This window comes from Kineococcus aurantiacus, assembly GCF_013409345.1.
Classification (GTDB): Bacteria; Actinomycetota; Actinomycetes; order Actinomycetales; family Kineococcaceae; genus Kineococcus; species Kineococcus aurantiacus.
Genome location: NZ_JACCBB010000001.1, coordinates 3,478,266 through 3,493,545, shown reverse-complemented (window position 1 = coordinate 3,493,545; position 15,280 = coordinate 3,478,266). Strand labels below are relative to the sequence as shown.

The window sequence follows — 15,280 nt, the reverse complement described above, 5'->3', positions numbered from 1 at the left end:
CCACCGGCGGGGAACGCGACCGCGCCCGCGACCGTCCGGGGGGACGGCCGCGGGCGCGGGGTTCGGGCGGTTGCGGCGGGTCAGGCGGTGAGGTCCACCGGGGTGCCGATGGCCTCGGGGCGCTCGCACGTGGTGGTCAGCGTCACCGAGGAGTGCGCGTCCGCGGCCCGCTGCACCGACTCCATGATCTCCAGGACGTGCAGGGCGACCTCGTCGTTGGCGCGGTGGCGGCGGCCCTCGTCGAGCGAGAGGGCCAGGTCGGCCAGGCCGTAGCCGCGGCCGGCGTCGACGAACCCGGCCGTCGCGCCGACGTCCACCCAGTTCGCCGCGGGGTCGACGTCGGGACCCGGCGCCGGCGCGGTCTCGGCGGCGAACAGCTCCACGGCCCCCGAGAACATGTTCGGGTCCGGCACGGACAGCGAGCCGCCGGTGCCGTGGACCTCGATGCGCGGCAGCCGCGCGGCCCAGGTGTCGAAGCTCATGATGAGCGTCGACAGCGCGCCGGAGGCGTGCTCGAGGATGCCGGTGATGTGGGTGTCGATGGTGACCCCGAAGGACTCCCCGGCGCGCGGGCCCGAGCCGATGGTCCGCGACTGCGAGGGCCGCGAGGAGGCACCCACGACGCGGGTGACCGGGCCGAGCAGGTGCACCAGCGAGGTCAGGTAGTACGGGCCCATGTCCAGCAGCGGGCCGCCGCCGGGCTGGTAGTAGAAGTCCGGCTGGGGGTGCCAGCGCTCGTGACCGGGGGTGGTCATGAACGCCGTCGCCGAGTGCGGGGTGCCGATCCTGCCGGCGTCCACCAGGGCGCGGGCGGTCTGGATGCCGGTGCCCAGCACGGTGTCGGGCGCGCAGCCGACGCGGACGCCCGCGGCGGCCGCGGCCTTGACGACGTCGCGCCCCTCCGCCACGTCCATGGCCAGCGGCTTCTCGCCGTAGACGTGCTTGCCGGCCGCGATGGCGGCCAGCGCCACCTCGGCGTGGGTGCGCGGCAGGGTGAGGTTCAGGACCACGTCCACCTCGGGCGAGGCGAGCAGCTCGTCCAGGGACAGGACCTGCGCGCCGTGCTCGTCGGCCAGGGCCTGGGCCCGTTCGGGGACGAAGTCGCTGACCGCGGTGATCTGCAGCTGCGGCAGCCGCTTCAAGGACGCCGAGTACTGGGCGGAGATGACCCCGGCCCCGACGACGCCTACCTTCAACGGGCTGCCCACAACAGGCCCCTCTCGATGATCGTCTTGACGTTCTCGTTCTTCAGCGTCTGCGGGTCGTGCCCGGGGGTGGCCACGAAGATGCGGCCCTTCCCCCACTGGCGCGTCCAGACCGCCGGGGAGGTCACCGGGCGGTTCCACGGGTCCCACTCCCGCACGGCCTGCGTCGTCGTCGCCAGGACGTCGACGTAGTCGTCGGACAGGACCCAGTACTGCTCGGTGACGAGGTCGAAGTCCTCGATGCCCTCGGTGATCGGGTGCGAGGCCGCCTCGGGCAGCACGTTGACCGTGTAGGGCACGTAGTTGTCCTGCGGGCCCCCCTCGCGCTCGTCGGGGTGCTTGCCCGGGTGGCACCCGAACTGCCCGCCGACCAGCGTGAGGTAGTCGGAGTTGGAGCGGTAGGAGTCGGCGATGCCGCCGTGCCAGCCGGCGAAGCCGGTACCGGCCTCGATGGCGGCGCGCAGCCCCTCGAACTCCTCCTTCTCGATGGTGTTCATGGTGTTGCACTGGACGATGAGGTCCACCGTCGCGAGGTACTCGGCGTCGGTGTAGATCTTCGGCGTCGCCGTGGAGGACGAGCCGAACTCGGTGCCGAGGTCCTCGACGCGGACGGTGAAGCCGTTCGCCTCCAGGTGCGGGATGAACAGCTCGGTGGCCTCGACGGGCGAGTGCCCGTCCCAGCCGCCGCGGACGACGAGAGCCTGGCGAGTCACGAGGGAACCCCTGTCACTTGGAGAAGCCGGCGGTGAGGCCGGAGAGGAGCTGACGACGGCCGACGACGTACAGCACGAGGATCGGCAGCGTCGTGAGGACGACCGAGGCGAGCACGGCCGGGATGTTCACCGAGTACTGCCCCTGGAAGGTCCACAGCGCCAGCGGCAGGACGCGCATCTCGGCCCGGTCGGTGAGGATCAGGGGCAGGAGGAAGCCGTTCCAGATCTGCAGACCCTGGTAGATCGTCACCGTCACCAGGGCGGGGCGGGTCAGCGGGAACGCCAGCCGCCACATGGTGCCCCACTCGGTCGAGCCGTCCATGCGCATGGCCTCGAACAGCTCGTTGGGGACGTCGCGCACGAAGTTGCTCAGGATGAGGACGGTCAGCGGGATGGCGAACGCGATCGAGGGCAGGATCAGCGCACCGAACGAGTTGTACATCCCCAGCTTGATCATGATCAGGTAGATCGGGATGATCGTCGCCTGCAGCGGGATCGCCAGCCCCATGAGGAACAGCGAGTTGGCCGCCTTCAGCCACCGGCCGGCGCCGCGGACGATCGCGAACGCCGCCATGAAGGAGACGAGCACGGCCGGGATCGTCGCGCCCACGGTCACGATGACCGAGTTCATGAAGTACCGGGCGAAGTCGTTCTCGAGCACGAGCTTGTAGTTGTCCAGCGTCGGCGACGACGGCGGGACCAGCGGGTTGGTGCCGAAGTAGTTCGCCGAGGTCTTGAAGCTCGTGATGACGATCCAGTAGATCGGGATCAGCACGATGAGCAGCCACAGCCACCCGAAGGCGCCGCCCGCCCAGTTCTTGCGGTGCGTGGTGCCGTTGCGGGGGGCACCGGCCGAGGAGGACCCGGTCCGCGCGCTCGCGGTCTGCGTCGCCATCGTCAGGCTCCTTCGAGTTGCGAGTTGCGCTCACGGCCGCCGAGGCGCTGCAGGAGCTGGGCCAGGACGAGGCCGACGACGACCAGGATCACGGCGATGGCCGAGGCCAGACCCATCTGGTTGGCGCGGAAACCGGTGAGGTACATGTCCAGGGCCAGGGCCCGGGTGCCGTCGTTCGGCCCGCCGCCGGTGAGGACGAAGATGAGGTCGAACGTGGTCAGCGACCCCACGACCTGCAGCGTGGAGGACGTGATGAGGGTGTTCTTCAGCTGCGGCAGCGTGATGGAGAAGAACTGCCGCATGCGGCCGGCGCCGTCGATCTGCGCCGCCTCGTACATCGAGGCCGGGATCTGCCGCACCGCCCCCTGGAAGATCAGGGAGTGGAAGGGGATCCACTGCCAGGCGATGATGAAGATCACGACGCCCATGGCCAGCGCGGGCCGGCCCAGCCAGTCCTGCGTGAGGAAGCTCAGGTTCAGCCCCGGCCCGAGGCCGAAGTTCGGGTCCAGCAGCGCCTTGTAGGCGATGGAGACGGCCGCGGCCGACAGCAGCAGCGGCAGGAAGAACAGCACGGCCAGGACCGCGCGGTACTTCTGGCTGCCGGAGATGAAGACCCCGAGCAGGATCGACAGCGGCGTCTGGGCGATCCACGACAGCACGATGATGAGGAAGGTGATCCACAGCGCGTGCGGGAGACCCGGGTCCGTGAGCACGGACTTCCAGCTGTCGAAGCCGGCGAAGCTGATGGACCCGATCCCGTCCCAGGACGTGAAGCTCAGCACGAACACGCCGATGAGGGGGACGACGGCGAAGGCCACGAAGATGAGCAGCGCAGGCAGCACGAGCCATCCCAGCCGACCCGTCGACGTGTGCTTCGCCGAGGGGACCTTGGCCGCGACCGCAGGAGGTGCCGCGCTCACGGGGGCGCTCACGAGCCGATCGCCGCGTTCATGTTGTCGGCGAACTCCTGCGGCGTGATGGCCAGGCCGAAGAGCTTCTCGATGTTGTCCAGCAGGGTCTCGGCCTCGGTCGGCGACAGGGCCTGGTCCCACGACTGCGCGAACGACGGCGCGTTCGTGGCGAGGTCGTAGACGAACTTGAGCCAGTCGGCGTCGTCGGAGCCGGAGAACGAGGAGTCGATGCCCTTGAGGATGGGGACCTCACCGGCCTCGGTGACGTACGCCTCGGCCTCCTTCTCCTGCAGCAGGCCACCCTTGAAGAAGGCCAGCGCGATGTCCTTCTGGGCCTGGGTGGCCTTGGAGGAGATCGACACGTACTGCGCCGGGTTGCCGAAGGTGTTGGCCGGGTCGCCCTTGCCGCCGGTGACGGCCGGGAAGTTCATGTACCCGAGGTCGCCGCCGGAGACGAAGTCGCCGCCGTCGGTCTTCATGCCGCCGTAGGTCCAGGTGCCGTGCAGCATCATGGCGGCCTTGCCGGTGTACAGCAGGGCCTGGTCGGCGTTGGAGTCGGCCGTGATGGACGCGAAGCCCTTGATGAAGCCGTCGGCCTTGACGAGGTCCTGCACCTTGGTGAGGGCGTCGATGGCGGCCGGGTCGGTCCAGTTGGGCTGCCCGTTGTAGATGGACTCGAACAGCTCCGGGCCGCCGATGCGGTCGAACAGCAGCTCCAGCCACATCATGTTGGTCCAGCGCGACTGCCCGCCCAGGGAGATCGGCGCGATGCCCGCGGCGTTGAACTTCGGCACCAGGGCCATCAGCTCGTCCCACGTGGTGGGCGGCTCGGCGTTGACCTGCCCGAAGAGCTTCTTGTTGTAGAAGAGCACCAGCGGCTGCACCGTCTCGGTGGGCAGGCCGTAGACCTTGCCCTCGACGGTGCCGGCGGCGAACGCGGCGTCGAACAGGCGGTCCTTGACGTCGGGGTTCTCCTGCAGCCACGGGGTCAGGTCGTCGACGAGGTTCTGCTGGGCGTAGTCGCGCAGCGTGCCGCCGCCCCAGCCGAAGATGATGGTGGGGGCCTGACCGGCGCCGATGGCCGTCTTGATCTTGGCCTTGTAGGCGTCGTTCTGGAAGGCGCTCGTCTTGATCTGCTGGTCCTCGTGCGCCTCGTTCCAGTCGTCGACGGCCGTCTGGCGGATGCCCTCCTTGGGCTGGCCCGTGAGGATCCAGTCCGTGGCGGTGTCGGCGGAGCCCGACCCGGCGGGGCCCGAGTCACCGCAGGAGGCCAGGACCGTGGCGACCAGCGGCGTGGCGGTCGCCAGGGCGAGGAAGGACCGACGCGAAGCGCGGTTGTGATCCACAGTGATCTCCGTTTGTGCCGAGCCGCTTCCCTGCGGCTGCCCTCGTCCACGACCCCGGGTGGGGCCGCGGCGATCGCGGTCGAAAACATTTCGACCGCGTCGTCTGAAGGGACCATAAGTTGCCCGCAGCGTTTCGGTCAAGCTTTCGACCAACTCGACCGAGACCGCCTCGTGATGTGCTGCGGGACAACGGCCAGGAGTCACGATCGTGTCTCGAAAACTTTCGAGAACCCGTAGCCAGCAGGGGCCCGGTAGCCGTACAGTCACGCCAACGTGAGTCGAGGAGGACCCGTGCTGGACAGTCCACGAGCAAGCCACAAGACGACCCTGGCGACCATCGCCGCGAGCGCCGGGGTCTCGGTCGCGACCGTCTCGAAGGTCGTCAACGGCCGTGAGGACGTCTCGCCGGAGACCCGCGCGCTCGTCGAGGGCCTGCTCGCCGCGCACGACTACTCCCCGCCGTCGGCCCGCCGGCCCAACACCGTGAACGCCACCGTCGAGTTCCTCATCGACGGCGACTTCTCCTCCTACGCCACGACGGTCGTCGACGGCGTGGTGGAGGCCGCCCGGGAGGCCGGGACGGCCGTGGTCGTCGGCCTCATGCGCGACCAGCGGATGGGCCGCTACCCCGTGCCGCCGCGCTCGTGGGCGCGCTCGCTGGCCCAGACCGGCCGCACGGGCGTCATCGTCGTCACGGGCGAGCTGACCGGGGCGCACGTCGACGCCCTCGCGGCCGTCAACGTGCCGCTGGTCGTCATCGACCCGCTGAACATGCCGCGCCGGGAGGTGGCCAGCGTCGGGTCCACCAACTTCACCGGCGGCATGAGCGCCACCAACCACCTCCTGGCCCAGGGGCACCGGAGGATCGCGTGGGTGGGCGGGCCGCCGGGATCGCAGTGCAACCAGGCGCGGCTGCACGGCTACCGGGCGGCCATGGAGTCCGCGGGGCTGGCCCCGGCCCCCGAGCACATCGTCAACGAGGACTTCCGCTACGACGCCGGCCGCCGCCTCGGGGCCCGGATCCTGGCCGGGCCCGACCGCCCGACGGCCGTCGTCGGCGGCTGCGACTCGATCGCCCTGGGCATCATGGAGGCCGCCCGCACCCTGGGGCTGCGCGTGCCCGACGACCTGTCCGTCACCGGCTTCGACGACACCGAGCTGGCCCCGATGGCCGCTCCCCCGCTGACGACGGTCCGCCAGCCGCTGCGGGAGATGGGGCGGGTGGCGCTGCGCACGGTCCTGCGGATGGCCGGCGGGGAGCGGCTGGACTCCCACCACGTGGAGCTGGCGACCGAACTGGTCGTCCGGGAGTCCACGGCACCCCCGCGGTAGTACGTTCGGCGGGTGCGCACCCTCGTCGTGACCGCCTTCACCTCCCTCGACGGCGTCGTGCAGGCCCCCGGCGGTGAACCGGGGTACCGCAACGCGGGCTGGACGTTCCAGGACGTCGAGTTCGACCCCGCGGTCTACGAGATCAAGGACCGCGAGCAGCGCGAGACCACCGCCCTGCTGCTCGGGCGCACCAGCTACGAGGCGTTCGCGCCGGTGTGGCCGACGATGGACGACTTCGCCGGGTACAACGCCATGCCCCGCTACGTCGTCTCCACGACGCTGCAGCAGCAGGACGACCGCTGGCCGGCCACCCTCCTGCGCTCCCTCGACGAGGTCGCGGCCCTGAAGGAGACCGAGGGCGGCCCCATCGCCGTGCACGGCAGCGCCACCCTGGGCAAGGCCCTGGCCGACGCCGGGCTGGTCGACCGCTACCACCTGCTGGTCTTCCCCGTGCTGCTCGGCGCGGGTCTGCGGCTGTGGAGCGAGACCGACAAGGACAAGGAGCGGCTGCGGGTCGTGGAGTCGCAGACCTACCCCAACGGCGTGGTCAAGCTCGTCTACGACGTCCTGCGCTGATCACCCGCGGGGCACGTCGAGGACTCGCAGCAGCTCCTCGACGTCCGCCGCGTCGGCGCGCGTGCCGAGCCGGATCCGCCCCCCGCCCAGCTCCAGCTCGAGGACGTGCCCGCCGAACCGGGTCCGCCGCGCGCTCGCCGCGCGCAGCTCGGTGCGCGGGACCGAGGCCGTCGAGGCCCCGCCCAGCAGCTGCGGCTGCGCCAGCCACACGCTGAGCGCCGAGACCGCCAGCGCGCCCCCGCCGCCGAGCACCCCGCCGGTCAGCGGCAGCGAGACCAGCACGGTCTCCCCCGCCCGCGTCACGGCCCCCAGCAGGGCGTCCTCGGCCGCGCTCACCGGCACACCCCCGCCGCCAGGACCCGCCGCAGGTCCGGGCGCACGAGCACGTCGACGGCGCCGGACCACTGCTCCAGCGCGCCCACCCCCCGCGGCAGCGCGCGCACGGCCGGGTCGCCGACCCCGACGAGGACGGCCTCGGCCACGTCCTGCGCGACCCCCCGGGACGGCCGGTCGTGGAACGGGCGCGTCGCGGCGGCCGGTCCGCCGAGCACCTCCCGCTGCCGCGCGAGGAGCCCTTCCAGCGCGGCGCACAGCCCGGCCTCGCGCGCGGGCCAGTCCTGCGCGCCCAGCGCCCGCGCCAGGTCCGGCAGGACGCGCCCGCTGGGGGAGGCGGCGAAGACCGTCCCGGCCCACTTGGCGTACGGGGCCCAGCGGCGGTCCAGCAGCAGGCCCAGCTGCACCGCCACCCCGGCCAGCCGGGCGGTCACCAGCCGCGAGCCCAGGTCGTCGCCGCGCGAGCCGGTGCGGCCGACGAACGGCAGCTCCTGCTCCAGCTGCCGCCACGCGCTGGCCACGAGGTGGCGCCAGACGTCGTCGGGGTACCAGGCCAGCCGGTCGCGCAGGGCCGCCCACCGCCCCTCGTCGTCGGCGAAGACGGGACCGGCGACGAGCTCGAGGACGGCCTGGCCGGTGAACGACAGCCAGTCCGGCACCGACCACCGCTCCCGCGGGCCGACGCCGAGCCGGGACCGCACGAACCCCTCGACGGTCCCGACCTCCACCCGGTGCCGCACCGCGGGGTCCCACGTCGTGGCGAAGCGCACCGGGTGCCCGGCGAACTCCCGCGGCAGGGCGCGCTCCAGGTGCTCGTCGACACCGGCGGTCCCGGCGGGGACGAGCAGGGTCGTCCGCAGCCCCCAGTCGTGGTCGGTGGAGACGTCGTCGTCGAGGCCGAGGACGTCGGAGCCGCCGCCGAAGCGCCCGGCCACGAGCGGCACGTCCCCGAACCGCTCCCGCACCAGCGGGGCGACGACCTCGACGTGGAAGGCCCGCGCGAGCCCGGCGCCGTTCACGGCCGCCGCCGCAGCGCGACGAGGGTGGTGTCGTCGCCCTCGGCCCCCGGCACGACCGTCATGAGGTGCTCCACGAACGCACCGAGGTCCTCCCCCACCGGGCCGGGGGCCGCGGCCGCGCGCAGCAGCCCGGTCGTCTCCCGCAGGGACCGGCCGCGGCGTTCGACGAGGCCGTCGCTGTGCAGCAGGACGCAACCGCCCGGCGGCAGGTCGACGTCGACGTCGGTGGCCCGGCCGGCCCCGACGCCCAGCAGCGGCCGCGACGGCACGTCCAGCGGCCGGCACGTCCCGCCGGCGGCCAGCAGGGGCGGGGGGTGACCGGCGCTGGCGAAGCGCACCGTGGCCCGGTCGGGGGCGACGACGGCGACGACGGCCGTGGCCGTGCGCGGGCCGGACAGCGTCCCCACGAGCTCGTCGAGGCGGTCCAGGCAGCCGGCCGGGCCGTGGCCCTCCAGCAGGTAGGCGCGCAGGGCGGTGCGCAGCTGCGCCATGGCGGCCGCCGCGTGCACCCCGTGCCCGGCGACGTCCCCGACCACGACGGCGACCCGGCCGTCGGGCAGCCCCAGGGCGTCCCACCAGTCCCCGCCGAGCTGCGAGCCCTCCGCCGGCCGGTACCGGGCCAGGACCTGCAGCCCGTCGAACGCCGGCGCCTCGTCGAGCACCACGGCGCGCTGCAGCGACTCGGCGATGGCGATCTGGTCCCGGGCCCGGCCCAGGACGAGGGAGGTCAGCTGGTTGCGCAGCTGCTCGGCCGTCTCGGCGTGCCAGCGCTGCCAGGGGGTGCTGCGGCCGCGGACGGTCTCGCGCCACTTCTCGAAGCTCTTGCGGGGGCTGAGCCGGACGTCGGGCCCCTCGGCGGCGGCGATCTCCTTGTTGCGCGGGTCCCCGCCCCAGTCGACGACCTCCTCCTGCTCCGGGCGCACCCACAGCAGCCACCGGTCCGCGCCCAGCCCCACGCGCAGCGCCCCCGCCGCCTCGCGCTCGACCTCGGCCAGGCCCGGCGCGAGGGAGGCGAGGTGGTCGGTGAACGTGGGCGCCCCGTCCGCGCGCGCCAGCACGGCCGCGGTGCGCTGCAGCGCGGCCCGTCCCGGGACGCGGCCCAGGGTCAGGAGCCGGCTGCCGTCCCACAGCGCCGCCCCGCCGGCGCCGACGAGCTCCAGGAGCCGCTCGTCGCCGGCCAGACCGCTCAGCGGTTCGCGACCGGACCCGGCGACGTCGGCGACCACGGCGGCCAGCAGCTCCCGGGCGCGCAGGACGTCCTCCCGGTCGTCGGCGCGCTGGCGGCTGAGGATGAGCTGGGAGGCGGTCTGCCCCAGGAACTCCGCCGCCGAGCGCACGTCGTGGGACGGGCGGTGCGGGCCGGAGTAGTGGTGGCAGGCGACGAGGCCCCACAGCTGCCCGTCCTGGACGAGGGAGACCGACATCGACGCCGTGACGCCCATGTTGCGCAGGTACTCCACGTGGATGGGCGAGACGCTGCGCAGCACCGAGAACGACAGGTCCAGGGGCGCCCGCGTCGCGGGGTCCAGCACGGGGTGCAGCCGCGAGGGGACGTAGGACACGTCGGCGATGAGCCGGGTCCAGTTCACCGTGTAGAGCCGCCGGGCCTGGGCGGGGATGTCGCCGGCCGGGTAGTGCAGGCCCAGGAACGCGTTGAGGTCCTCGCGGCGGTCCTCGGCGACGACCTCGCCGTTCCACTGGGCGTCGAACCGGTAGACCATGACGCGGTCGAACCCGGTGAGCCGGCGGACCTCGTGGGCCAGCCGCCGGCACAGCTGGTCGACCGAGGAGGTCTCGGACAGCCGGGAGACCGCGGCCCGCGCGGTGCGGTAGGAGACGGGGGCGCCCGCCGGGGAGGTGTCGACGGGCTCGACCTCGACGACGAGCCGCTCCCCCGACAGGTGCACGACGACGTCCACCTCGGTCCCGGCGTCGGACCCGGCGTCGGACCCGGCGCCCGGGGCCGGCTCCAGCCGGGCGCGCAGCGGTTCGGACAGGACGTCGGAGGCCTCCACGCCCAGGACGTCGGCCGCCAGCCGGTCCCCCAGCACCTGCGCCAGCGGCCGGCCCACGACCTCCTGCGCGCTGCGGCCCAGGAAGTCCGCGGTGGTCCCGGAGGCCACGACGACCCTCTCGTCCCCGCGGTCGACGGCCAGCAGGAACCCGTGCGGCTGGACCGCCCCCGGCACGTGGATGGGCTCGCGGTCGCAGTTGGTGAGGTCGACCTCGCCGTAGACCGGGACGTACGGGCTGACCTCGCTCACGGCACCGGCTCCGCCAGCGGCGCCAGCCACGACCGGTAGGCCGCGAACGTGGCGCGCGCGGCCTCGACGACCGCCGGGAGGGCACCGGGCCCGGTGCCCTCGAGCGCCGCCACCGTCTCCCGCCAGCGGCGACCGGTCCCGGCCCGCCCCGTCAGCGACGTCGTGGCGGCCGCGGGCACGCCGGCGGTCACCGCGGCCGCGGCGATGAGCTTGCCGCCCAGCGTCGAGCCGTCCAGGACGTAGCGGACCCCGAGCGCGGCGGGGCGGTCGGCGACGGCGGGCACGGCCGGGCACTCGCGCAGCGCGGCGAGCTCGGCGCCGGTGGCGCCCAGGACGCGCAGGTCGGCCAGGGCCAGGTCCGCGCGCGCCCGCGAGGTGGCCTCCAGCGCCCCCGGGTCGTGCGCGGCCTGGGCGGCCAGCGCCCGTTCGAGGGGGGCCAGCAGCCCCCACGTCAGCTCCAGCCAGCGGCGGTGCCGGGTCCGGTCCCAGGGACGGTCCACGACGGCGAGGGAGGCGTCGAGGTCGTGGTGGGCCCGGGCCGTCGCCGCGCGCAACCGCGCGAGCGCACCGTCCGGGTCACGCCGGGGCGCGGGCGTCTGGGGCAACGTTCCTCCTCGTGGGTGCCGGTGCGGCACCGGGTCCGGTTCGACGCTAACCCGCTGCGGCGGGCCGGACACGCTCCGGGTTGCCGGGCCGTGCCGCGGGTGGTTCGCTCAACGGCATCCTCCGTGGTCCAGGGACGAGCCGCGGACCCCGAGACGGTGAGGTGCCCGATGGCCACGACGCCGCTGGAGAGACCGCTGGAGACGTCGCTGGAGCGCGGGGCGCTCGCGGCGCTGGACCTGCGAGACCGCCCCCTGGAGGAGCTGCGCGAGGCGTACGCCGACCGCTGGCGGCTCGTCGCCGGCACCACGGCGCAGCACCCGGCCGAGGAGGAGCTGGCCCGCAGCGCCCGCGAGATCAACGACCTGGAGCGCCGGTGCCGCCCGCCGGCGCGCGCGCTGCCCCGCAGCACGGGCCCGGACCCCTCCACGTTCCTGGGCTGACCAGTCCCGGGCCGGCCGTCGCGCCCCGACCGGGCCGTCCGGCACGCGCCCGCGCGCGCGGCCTGGCACCCTCGGGGGGAGTCGGTCGGCGGGAGGGGTTCGGTGGACGTTCGTGCGGACGCGGTCGCGGCGGCGGTGGCCGACGTGGCGGGGGTGCTGGCCCAGCGCGGTGAGCCCCTGGACCTGGCGCACCGGCTGGTGCACCACACGGCGGACCTGGTGTCCGCGAGCGCGGTCGGGTTCCTGGTGGAGGACGCCGCGGGACGGTTGAGCCTGCTGGCGGCCAGTTCCAGCGAGGCGGTCGTCGTGGAGCTGTTCCAGCTGCAGAACGACGAGGGCCCGTGCCTGGACTGCTACCGCGACGCCACCCCGACGGCGGCCTCGACCGCGGCGGAGCTGACCGCGCGGTGGCCGCGGTTCGCCGCGAAGGCGATCTCGCAGGGCATCGTCTCCGTGCACACCCTGCCCGTGCAGGTGCTGGGCCGCACGGTCGGTGCCCTGAACCTGTTCCGGGACCGCGAGGGCCCGTTCTCGGCGGTGGAGACGGACGTGGCGCACGCCATGGCCTCGTTCGGCGCCGTGGGCATCGGCCAGCTGGTGGCCGGCGCCGAGGGCGACCGGCTGCGCGACCAGCTGCAGGAGGCCCTCGACAGCCGGGTCGTGCTGGAGCAGGCGAAGGGCGTGCTGGCCGAACGTCACCGGGTCCACCCGGACGACGCCTTCACGCAGCTGCGCACCCGGGCCCGGGCTCAGCGGCGGCGGTTGCGGGACGTGGCGAGCGAGGTCGTCGCCCAGCTCGGAGAGGTCCCGGCGGGGCAGGCGTAGGGGTTCACCGCCTCGTCCAGTTCCGCTGGACGAGGCGGTCGACCGGCCCGGTCCCCGGTTCGGCGCTGCGCAGGTCGCCCAGCAGGGCCGAGGCCAGGTCGTAGAGCTTGACGTTGTGCCGCTGGGAGACCTCGGACAGCTGCCGGAAGGCGGTGTCCTCGTCGCAGCGCAGCAGCGCCATGATCGCGCCCTTGGCCATGTCGATGACGGGGCGGCGCGTCAGCGCCGTCCGCAGCTGCTCCACCTCGGCCTGCAGGGCCTCCACGTCGACGTCCTGGTGCACGCCGTCGACGTGCACACCGTCCACGTGCACGCCGTCCTCGTGCGCGCCGTCGAGGCGGCGCGAACCGTTGAGCATCCTCGTGCGTCCTCCGGTGCAGCCGACCCCCCGCCGGTCGGCGGGAGGCGGTTCGCGCAGCGAGGTCTGGGCGGTGCGAAGCCGACGAGGATCCTACGACGACAGGTGCGGTCCGAGCAGACTGAGGTCAGCCTCCGAGAGGCGTTCCTTCGCCGTGGCCAGCTGGTGCCAGTGCGGGTAGCGCAGCGGGACGGCGCTGACGGCGTCGAGCCGGGCCCGCTCGTCGTCGGCCAGGACGAGGTCGGCCGCGGCCAGGTTGTCGGCCAGCTGCTCCTCGGTGCGGGCCCCGACGACCAGCGACGTCACGCCGGGTCGGCCCAGCAGCCACGCGAGGGCGACCTGCGCGGCCGAGACGCCGTGCGCGGAACCCACCTCGACGAGGGCGTCGACGATGTCGTGGAGCTTGCCCTCGTCGTGGACGGGCGGTTCGCTCCACTCCCCCAGGTGCCGCGACCCCTCGGGCGCGCTGGCGTCGCGGCGGTACTTGCCGGACAGCAGGCCCCCGGCCAGCGGGCTCCACACGAGGATCCCCAGGTCCTGGTCGAGGCTGAGCGGAACGAGCTCGTCCTCGGCGTCGCGGGCCTGCAGCGTGTAGTGGATCTGCTGGGAGACGTAGCGCTGGTAGCCGTGTGCGTCGGAGGTCGCCAGGGCCTTCATGAGCTGCCAGCCGGTGTGGTTGGAGACGCCGACGTAGCGGACCTTGCCGGAGCGGACGAGGGTGTCGAGGGCCTCGAGGGTCTCCTCCAGCGGGGTCTGCCCGTCCCACTCGTGGATCTGGTAGAGGTCGATGTGGTCGGTCCGCAGCCGCTTCAGGCTCCGCTCGGCCGAGCGGACGAGGTGGTAGCGAGACGCGCCGCCGTCGTTGGGGCCGGGGCCCACGACCATGCGGGCCTTGGTGGCGACCAGGACGTCCTCGCGGCGGCCGGCGTCCAGCCCCTGCAGGACCTCGCCGGTGATCTCCTCGCTGAGACCGTCGGAGTACATGTCCGCGGTGTCGAGGAGGTTCACGCCGGCGTCCAGGGCCAGGCCCACCTGGCGGCGGGCGGCGTCGACGTCGGTGTTCCCGACGGCGGCGAAACCCCCCTTCCCGCCGAACGTCATCGTCCCCATGGTGATCGTCGAGACCCGCAGCCCCGACCTTCCCAGTCGTCGGTACTCCATGGTCCGGACGCTACCCCCGTGCCGCCCGCGCGGCCCGCGCCAGGTCCACGGTCCGCACGACGGCCTTCCCGCCGCCGACCGTGACGGTGCCACCCTGGAAGTCCTGCACGAGCGCGCCGGCCACGGTCCGGGCCCCGGAGACGGGGTAGCCGAGCGGGCCGGTCTCCCAGCCCCGCGCCGCCCACGCGTCGCGGACCGCGGGCGGCACGACGTGGGTCCCGGCGGCGGCGGTGTAGATCGACCCGTGCTGGAAGTGCGCGAACGCACCGCCGGGCAGCCGCGTCAGCGACGTCGTGGGGAACCCCAGGGACCCGTTCTCCCACCCGGTCGCGCCGTAGGCGTCGAGGACGGGCCCGCTCAGCACCTGCGCGCCGGTGGCCGGGGACCAGTAGGCCAGGCCGCCCTGGAACCGTTGCACCGCACCGCCGCGGACCGCGAACTCGGCGCCCAGGGGGTAGCCCAGCGCCCCGCCCTCCCAGCCGAGGGCGGCCCAGCGGTCGCGGATGGCCCCGCGCACCACGGCCCCGCCCGTGGCCGGGCTCCAGTAGATCGAGCCGCCCGCGAAGTGCTGCCCGAACCCGCCGGCGCGCAGCGGCCCGAACTCGGCGGCGGCCGGGCGCCCCAGGTACCCGGCGTCCGCGCCCGTGGCCCCGTAGGTGCCCAGGATCGCGCCCTCGACGGGGACGCCGGCGTAGCTGCGCGCACCGTCGGCGACCGGCGGGGTGCGGCGGGCGGCCCCGAAGTCGGCGACCCAGTAGGAGCGCCACACGGTCCGGCCCCCCGACCACAGCGTCGTGTGGACGAGCCCGATACCCACGGCGGTGTGCTCGGGGTCCAGCAGCACGGCCCGGTGCGCGGGCGAGGCCACCCACGTCCGGACGGCCAGGTCGCCGTTCAGGAGGCCGTGGGTGTCGGGGCTGCCCGTGTCGGCGGTGGCGACGATCTCGCCCCAGGCCGGGAAACCCGACAGCAGCGTGCCCAGGGCCGGATTGTGCCGCATGCCGTCGCCCTGGCCCAGGACGTCGGCCCAGTCCTGCGCGACCGTCTCCAGCAGGGGGTCGAGGGTCACCGCGGGCACGCCGGCGGCGGCGCGCTCGCGGTTGAACCCGTCGAGGACCTGCTGCTGCTGGGTCGCGGCGGGCACGACGGGCTGCAGGACCTGCGCGGCGGCCGCCGCGGGTGCGGCGGACGCCAGCTCGAGGCCCCCGGCGCACGGAAGCGCCACGAGCGCGGCCAGCACGGGGGCGAGGAAGCAGGAACGGGTCACCCGGGAGGCATCGTCGCGCCGGGCGCCTC

At 74.0% G+C, this 15,280-nt stretch carries 16 protein-coding genes; 4 read left to right on the top strand and 12 right to left on the bottom strand.

Annotation, left to right across the window (positions count from 1 at the left end; all coding sequences use genetic code 11):
• Positions 1 to 80: 80 nt before the first annotated feature.
• The 5 genes from BJ968_RS16875 to BJ968_RS16855 are packed head-to-tail and all read right to left on the bottom strand — an operon-like array spanning position 81 to position 5,070.
• The gene (locus BJ968_RS16875) at positions 81 to 1,208 is read right to left on the bottom strand and encodes a Gfo/Idh/MocA family protein (RefSeq protein ID WP_179753804.1); all 1,128 of its coding nucleotides are present in this window, start codon (positions 1,206 to 1,208) and stop codon (positions 81 to 83) included.
• Positions 1,193 to 1,918 (bottom strand): ThuA domain-containing protein, encoded by a 726-nt coding sequence (locus BJ968_RS16870; protein ID WP_179753802.1) that lies wholly within the window; start codon positions 1,916 to 1,918, stop codon positions 1,193 to 1,195. Before BJ968_RS16870 ends, BJ968_RS16875 begins: the two co-directional genes overlap by 16 nt.
• Positions 1,919 to 1,931: 13 nt before the next feature.
• Positions 1,932 to 2,813 carry a carbohydrate ABC transporter permease gene (locus BJ968_RS16865; RefSeq protein WP_179753800.1) on the bottom strand — a complete coding sequence of 294 codons (882 nt, stop codon included), beginning with the start codon at positions 2,811 to 2,813 and terminating at the stop codon, positions 1,932 to 1,934.
• A gap of 2 nt (positions 2,814 to 2,815) precedes the next feature.
• Complete coding sequence (locus tag BJ968_RS24910) at positions 2,816 to 3,733, bottom strand: carbohydrate ABC transporter permease (RefSeq protein ID WP_425491581.1); 918 nt, start codon at positions 3,731 to 3,733, stop codon at positions 2,816 to 2,818.
• A gap of 8 nt (positions 3,734 to 3,741) precedes the next feature.
• Positions 3,742 to 5,070, bottom strand: a complete 1,329-nt coding sequence (locus BJ968_RS16855) for an extracellular solute-binding protein (protein WP_179753798.1) — start codon at positions 5,068 to 5,070, stop codon at positions 3,742 to 3,744.
• Between the two features lie 291 nt (positions 5,071 to 5,361).
• On the opposite strand from BJ968_RS16855, the gene BJ968_RS16850 reads away from it, so the two are divergent.
• Complete coding sequence (locus BJ968_RS16850) at positions 5,362 to 6,402, top strand: substrate-binding domain-containing protein (RefSeq protein WP_179753796.1); 1,041 nt, start codon at positions 5,362 to 5,364, stop codon at positions 6,400 to 6,402.
• 12 nt (positions 6,403 to 6,414) lie between these two features.
• Positions 6,415 to 6,978: a dihydrofolate reductase family protein gene (locus BJ968_RS16845; protein ID WP_179753794.1), complete on the top strand. Its 564-nt coding sequence runs from the start codon at positions 6,415 to 6,417 to the stop codon at positions 6,976 to 6,978.
• On the opposite strand, the gene BJ968_RS16840 is transcribed toward BJ968_RS16845, so the two are convergent.
• From BJ968_RS16840 to BJ968_RS16825, 4 genes are read right to left on the bottom strand one after another with little or no spacing between them, the layout of a single operon-like run.
• Positions 6,979 to 7,314 (bottom strand): hypothetical protein, encoded by a 336-nt coding sequence (locus tag BJ968_RS16840; RefSeq protein WP_179753792.1) that lies wholly within the window; start codon positions 7,312 to 7,314, stop codon positions 6,979 to 6,981.
• Positions 7,311 to 8,330: a DUF4037 domain-containing protein gene (locus BJ968_RS26850; protein ID WP_179753790.1), complete on the bottom strand. Its 1,020-nt coding sequence runs from the start codon at positions 8,328 to 8,330 to the stop codon at positions 7,311 to 7,313. Before BJ968_RS26850 ends, BJ968_RS16840 begins: the two co-directional genes overlap by 4 nt.
• Complete coding sequence (locus BJ968_RS26845) at positions 8,327 to 10,594, bottom strand: SpoIIE family protein phosphatase (protein ID WP_179753789.1); 2,268 nt, start codon at positions 10,592 to 10,594, stop codon at positions 8,327 to 8,329. Before BJ968_RS26845 ends, BJ968_RS26850 begins: the two co-directional genes overlap by 4 nt.
• Positions 10,591 to 11,199, bottom strand: coding sequence for a biliverdin-producing heme oxygenase (locus BJ968_RS16825; protein WP_179753786.1), 609 nt, complete (start codon positions 11,197 to 11,199; stop codon positions 10,591 to 10,593). The genes BJ968_RS26845 and BJ968_RS16825 overlap by 4 nt, the downstream gene beginning before the upstream one ends.
• Before the next feature lie 168 nt (positions 11,200 to 11,367).
• Here BJ968_RS16825 and BJ968_RS16820 point away from each other — a divergent pair, with 168 nt between their 5' ends.
• Positions 11,368 to 11,640: a hypothetical protein gene (locus BJ968_RS16820; protein ID WP_179753784.1), complete on the top strand. Its 273-nt coding sequence runs from the start codon at positions 11,368 to 11,370 to the stop codon at positions 11,638 to 11,640.
• A 102-nt stretch (positions 11,641 to 11,742) separates the two neighbouring features.
• Positions 11,743 to 12,465, top strand: coding sequence for an ANTAR domain-containing protein (locus BJ968_RS16815; RefSeq protein WP_179753782.1), 723 nt, complete (start codon positions 11,743 to 11,745; stop codon positions 12,463 to 12,465).
• 4 nt (positions 12,466 to 12,469) lie between these two features.
• Here BJ968_RS16815 and BJ968_RS16810 read toward each other — a convergent pair whose 3' ends face one another.
• The 3 genes from BJ968_RS16810 to BJ968_RS16800 all read right to left on the bottom strand — a co-directional run bounded on the left by BJ968_RS16810 (position 12,470) and on the right by BJ968_RS16800 (position 15,251).
• Positions 12,470 to 12,823, bottom strand: coding sequence for an ANTAR domain-containing protein (locus BJ968_RS16810; RefSeq protein WP_179753780.1), 354 nt, complete (start codon positions 12,821 to 12,823; stop codon positions 12,470 to 12,472).
• 93 nt (positions 12,824 to 12,916) lie between these two features.
• Entirely contained in the window at positions 12,917 to 13,984 is a 1,068-nt protein-coding gene (locus BJ968_RS16805) for an aldo/keto reductase (RefSeq protein WP_179753779.1), read from the bottom strand.
• 10 nt (positions 13,985 to 13,994) lie between these two features.
• A complete protein-coding gene (locus BJ968_RS16800) occupies positions 13,995 to 15,251 on the bottom strand; it encodes a CAP domain-containing protein (protein ID WP_179753776.1) in 1,257 nt (418 codons plus the stop codon).
• Positions 15,252 to 15,280 lie beyond the last annotated feature (29 nt).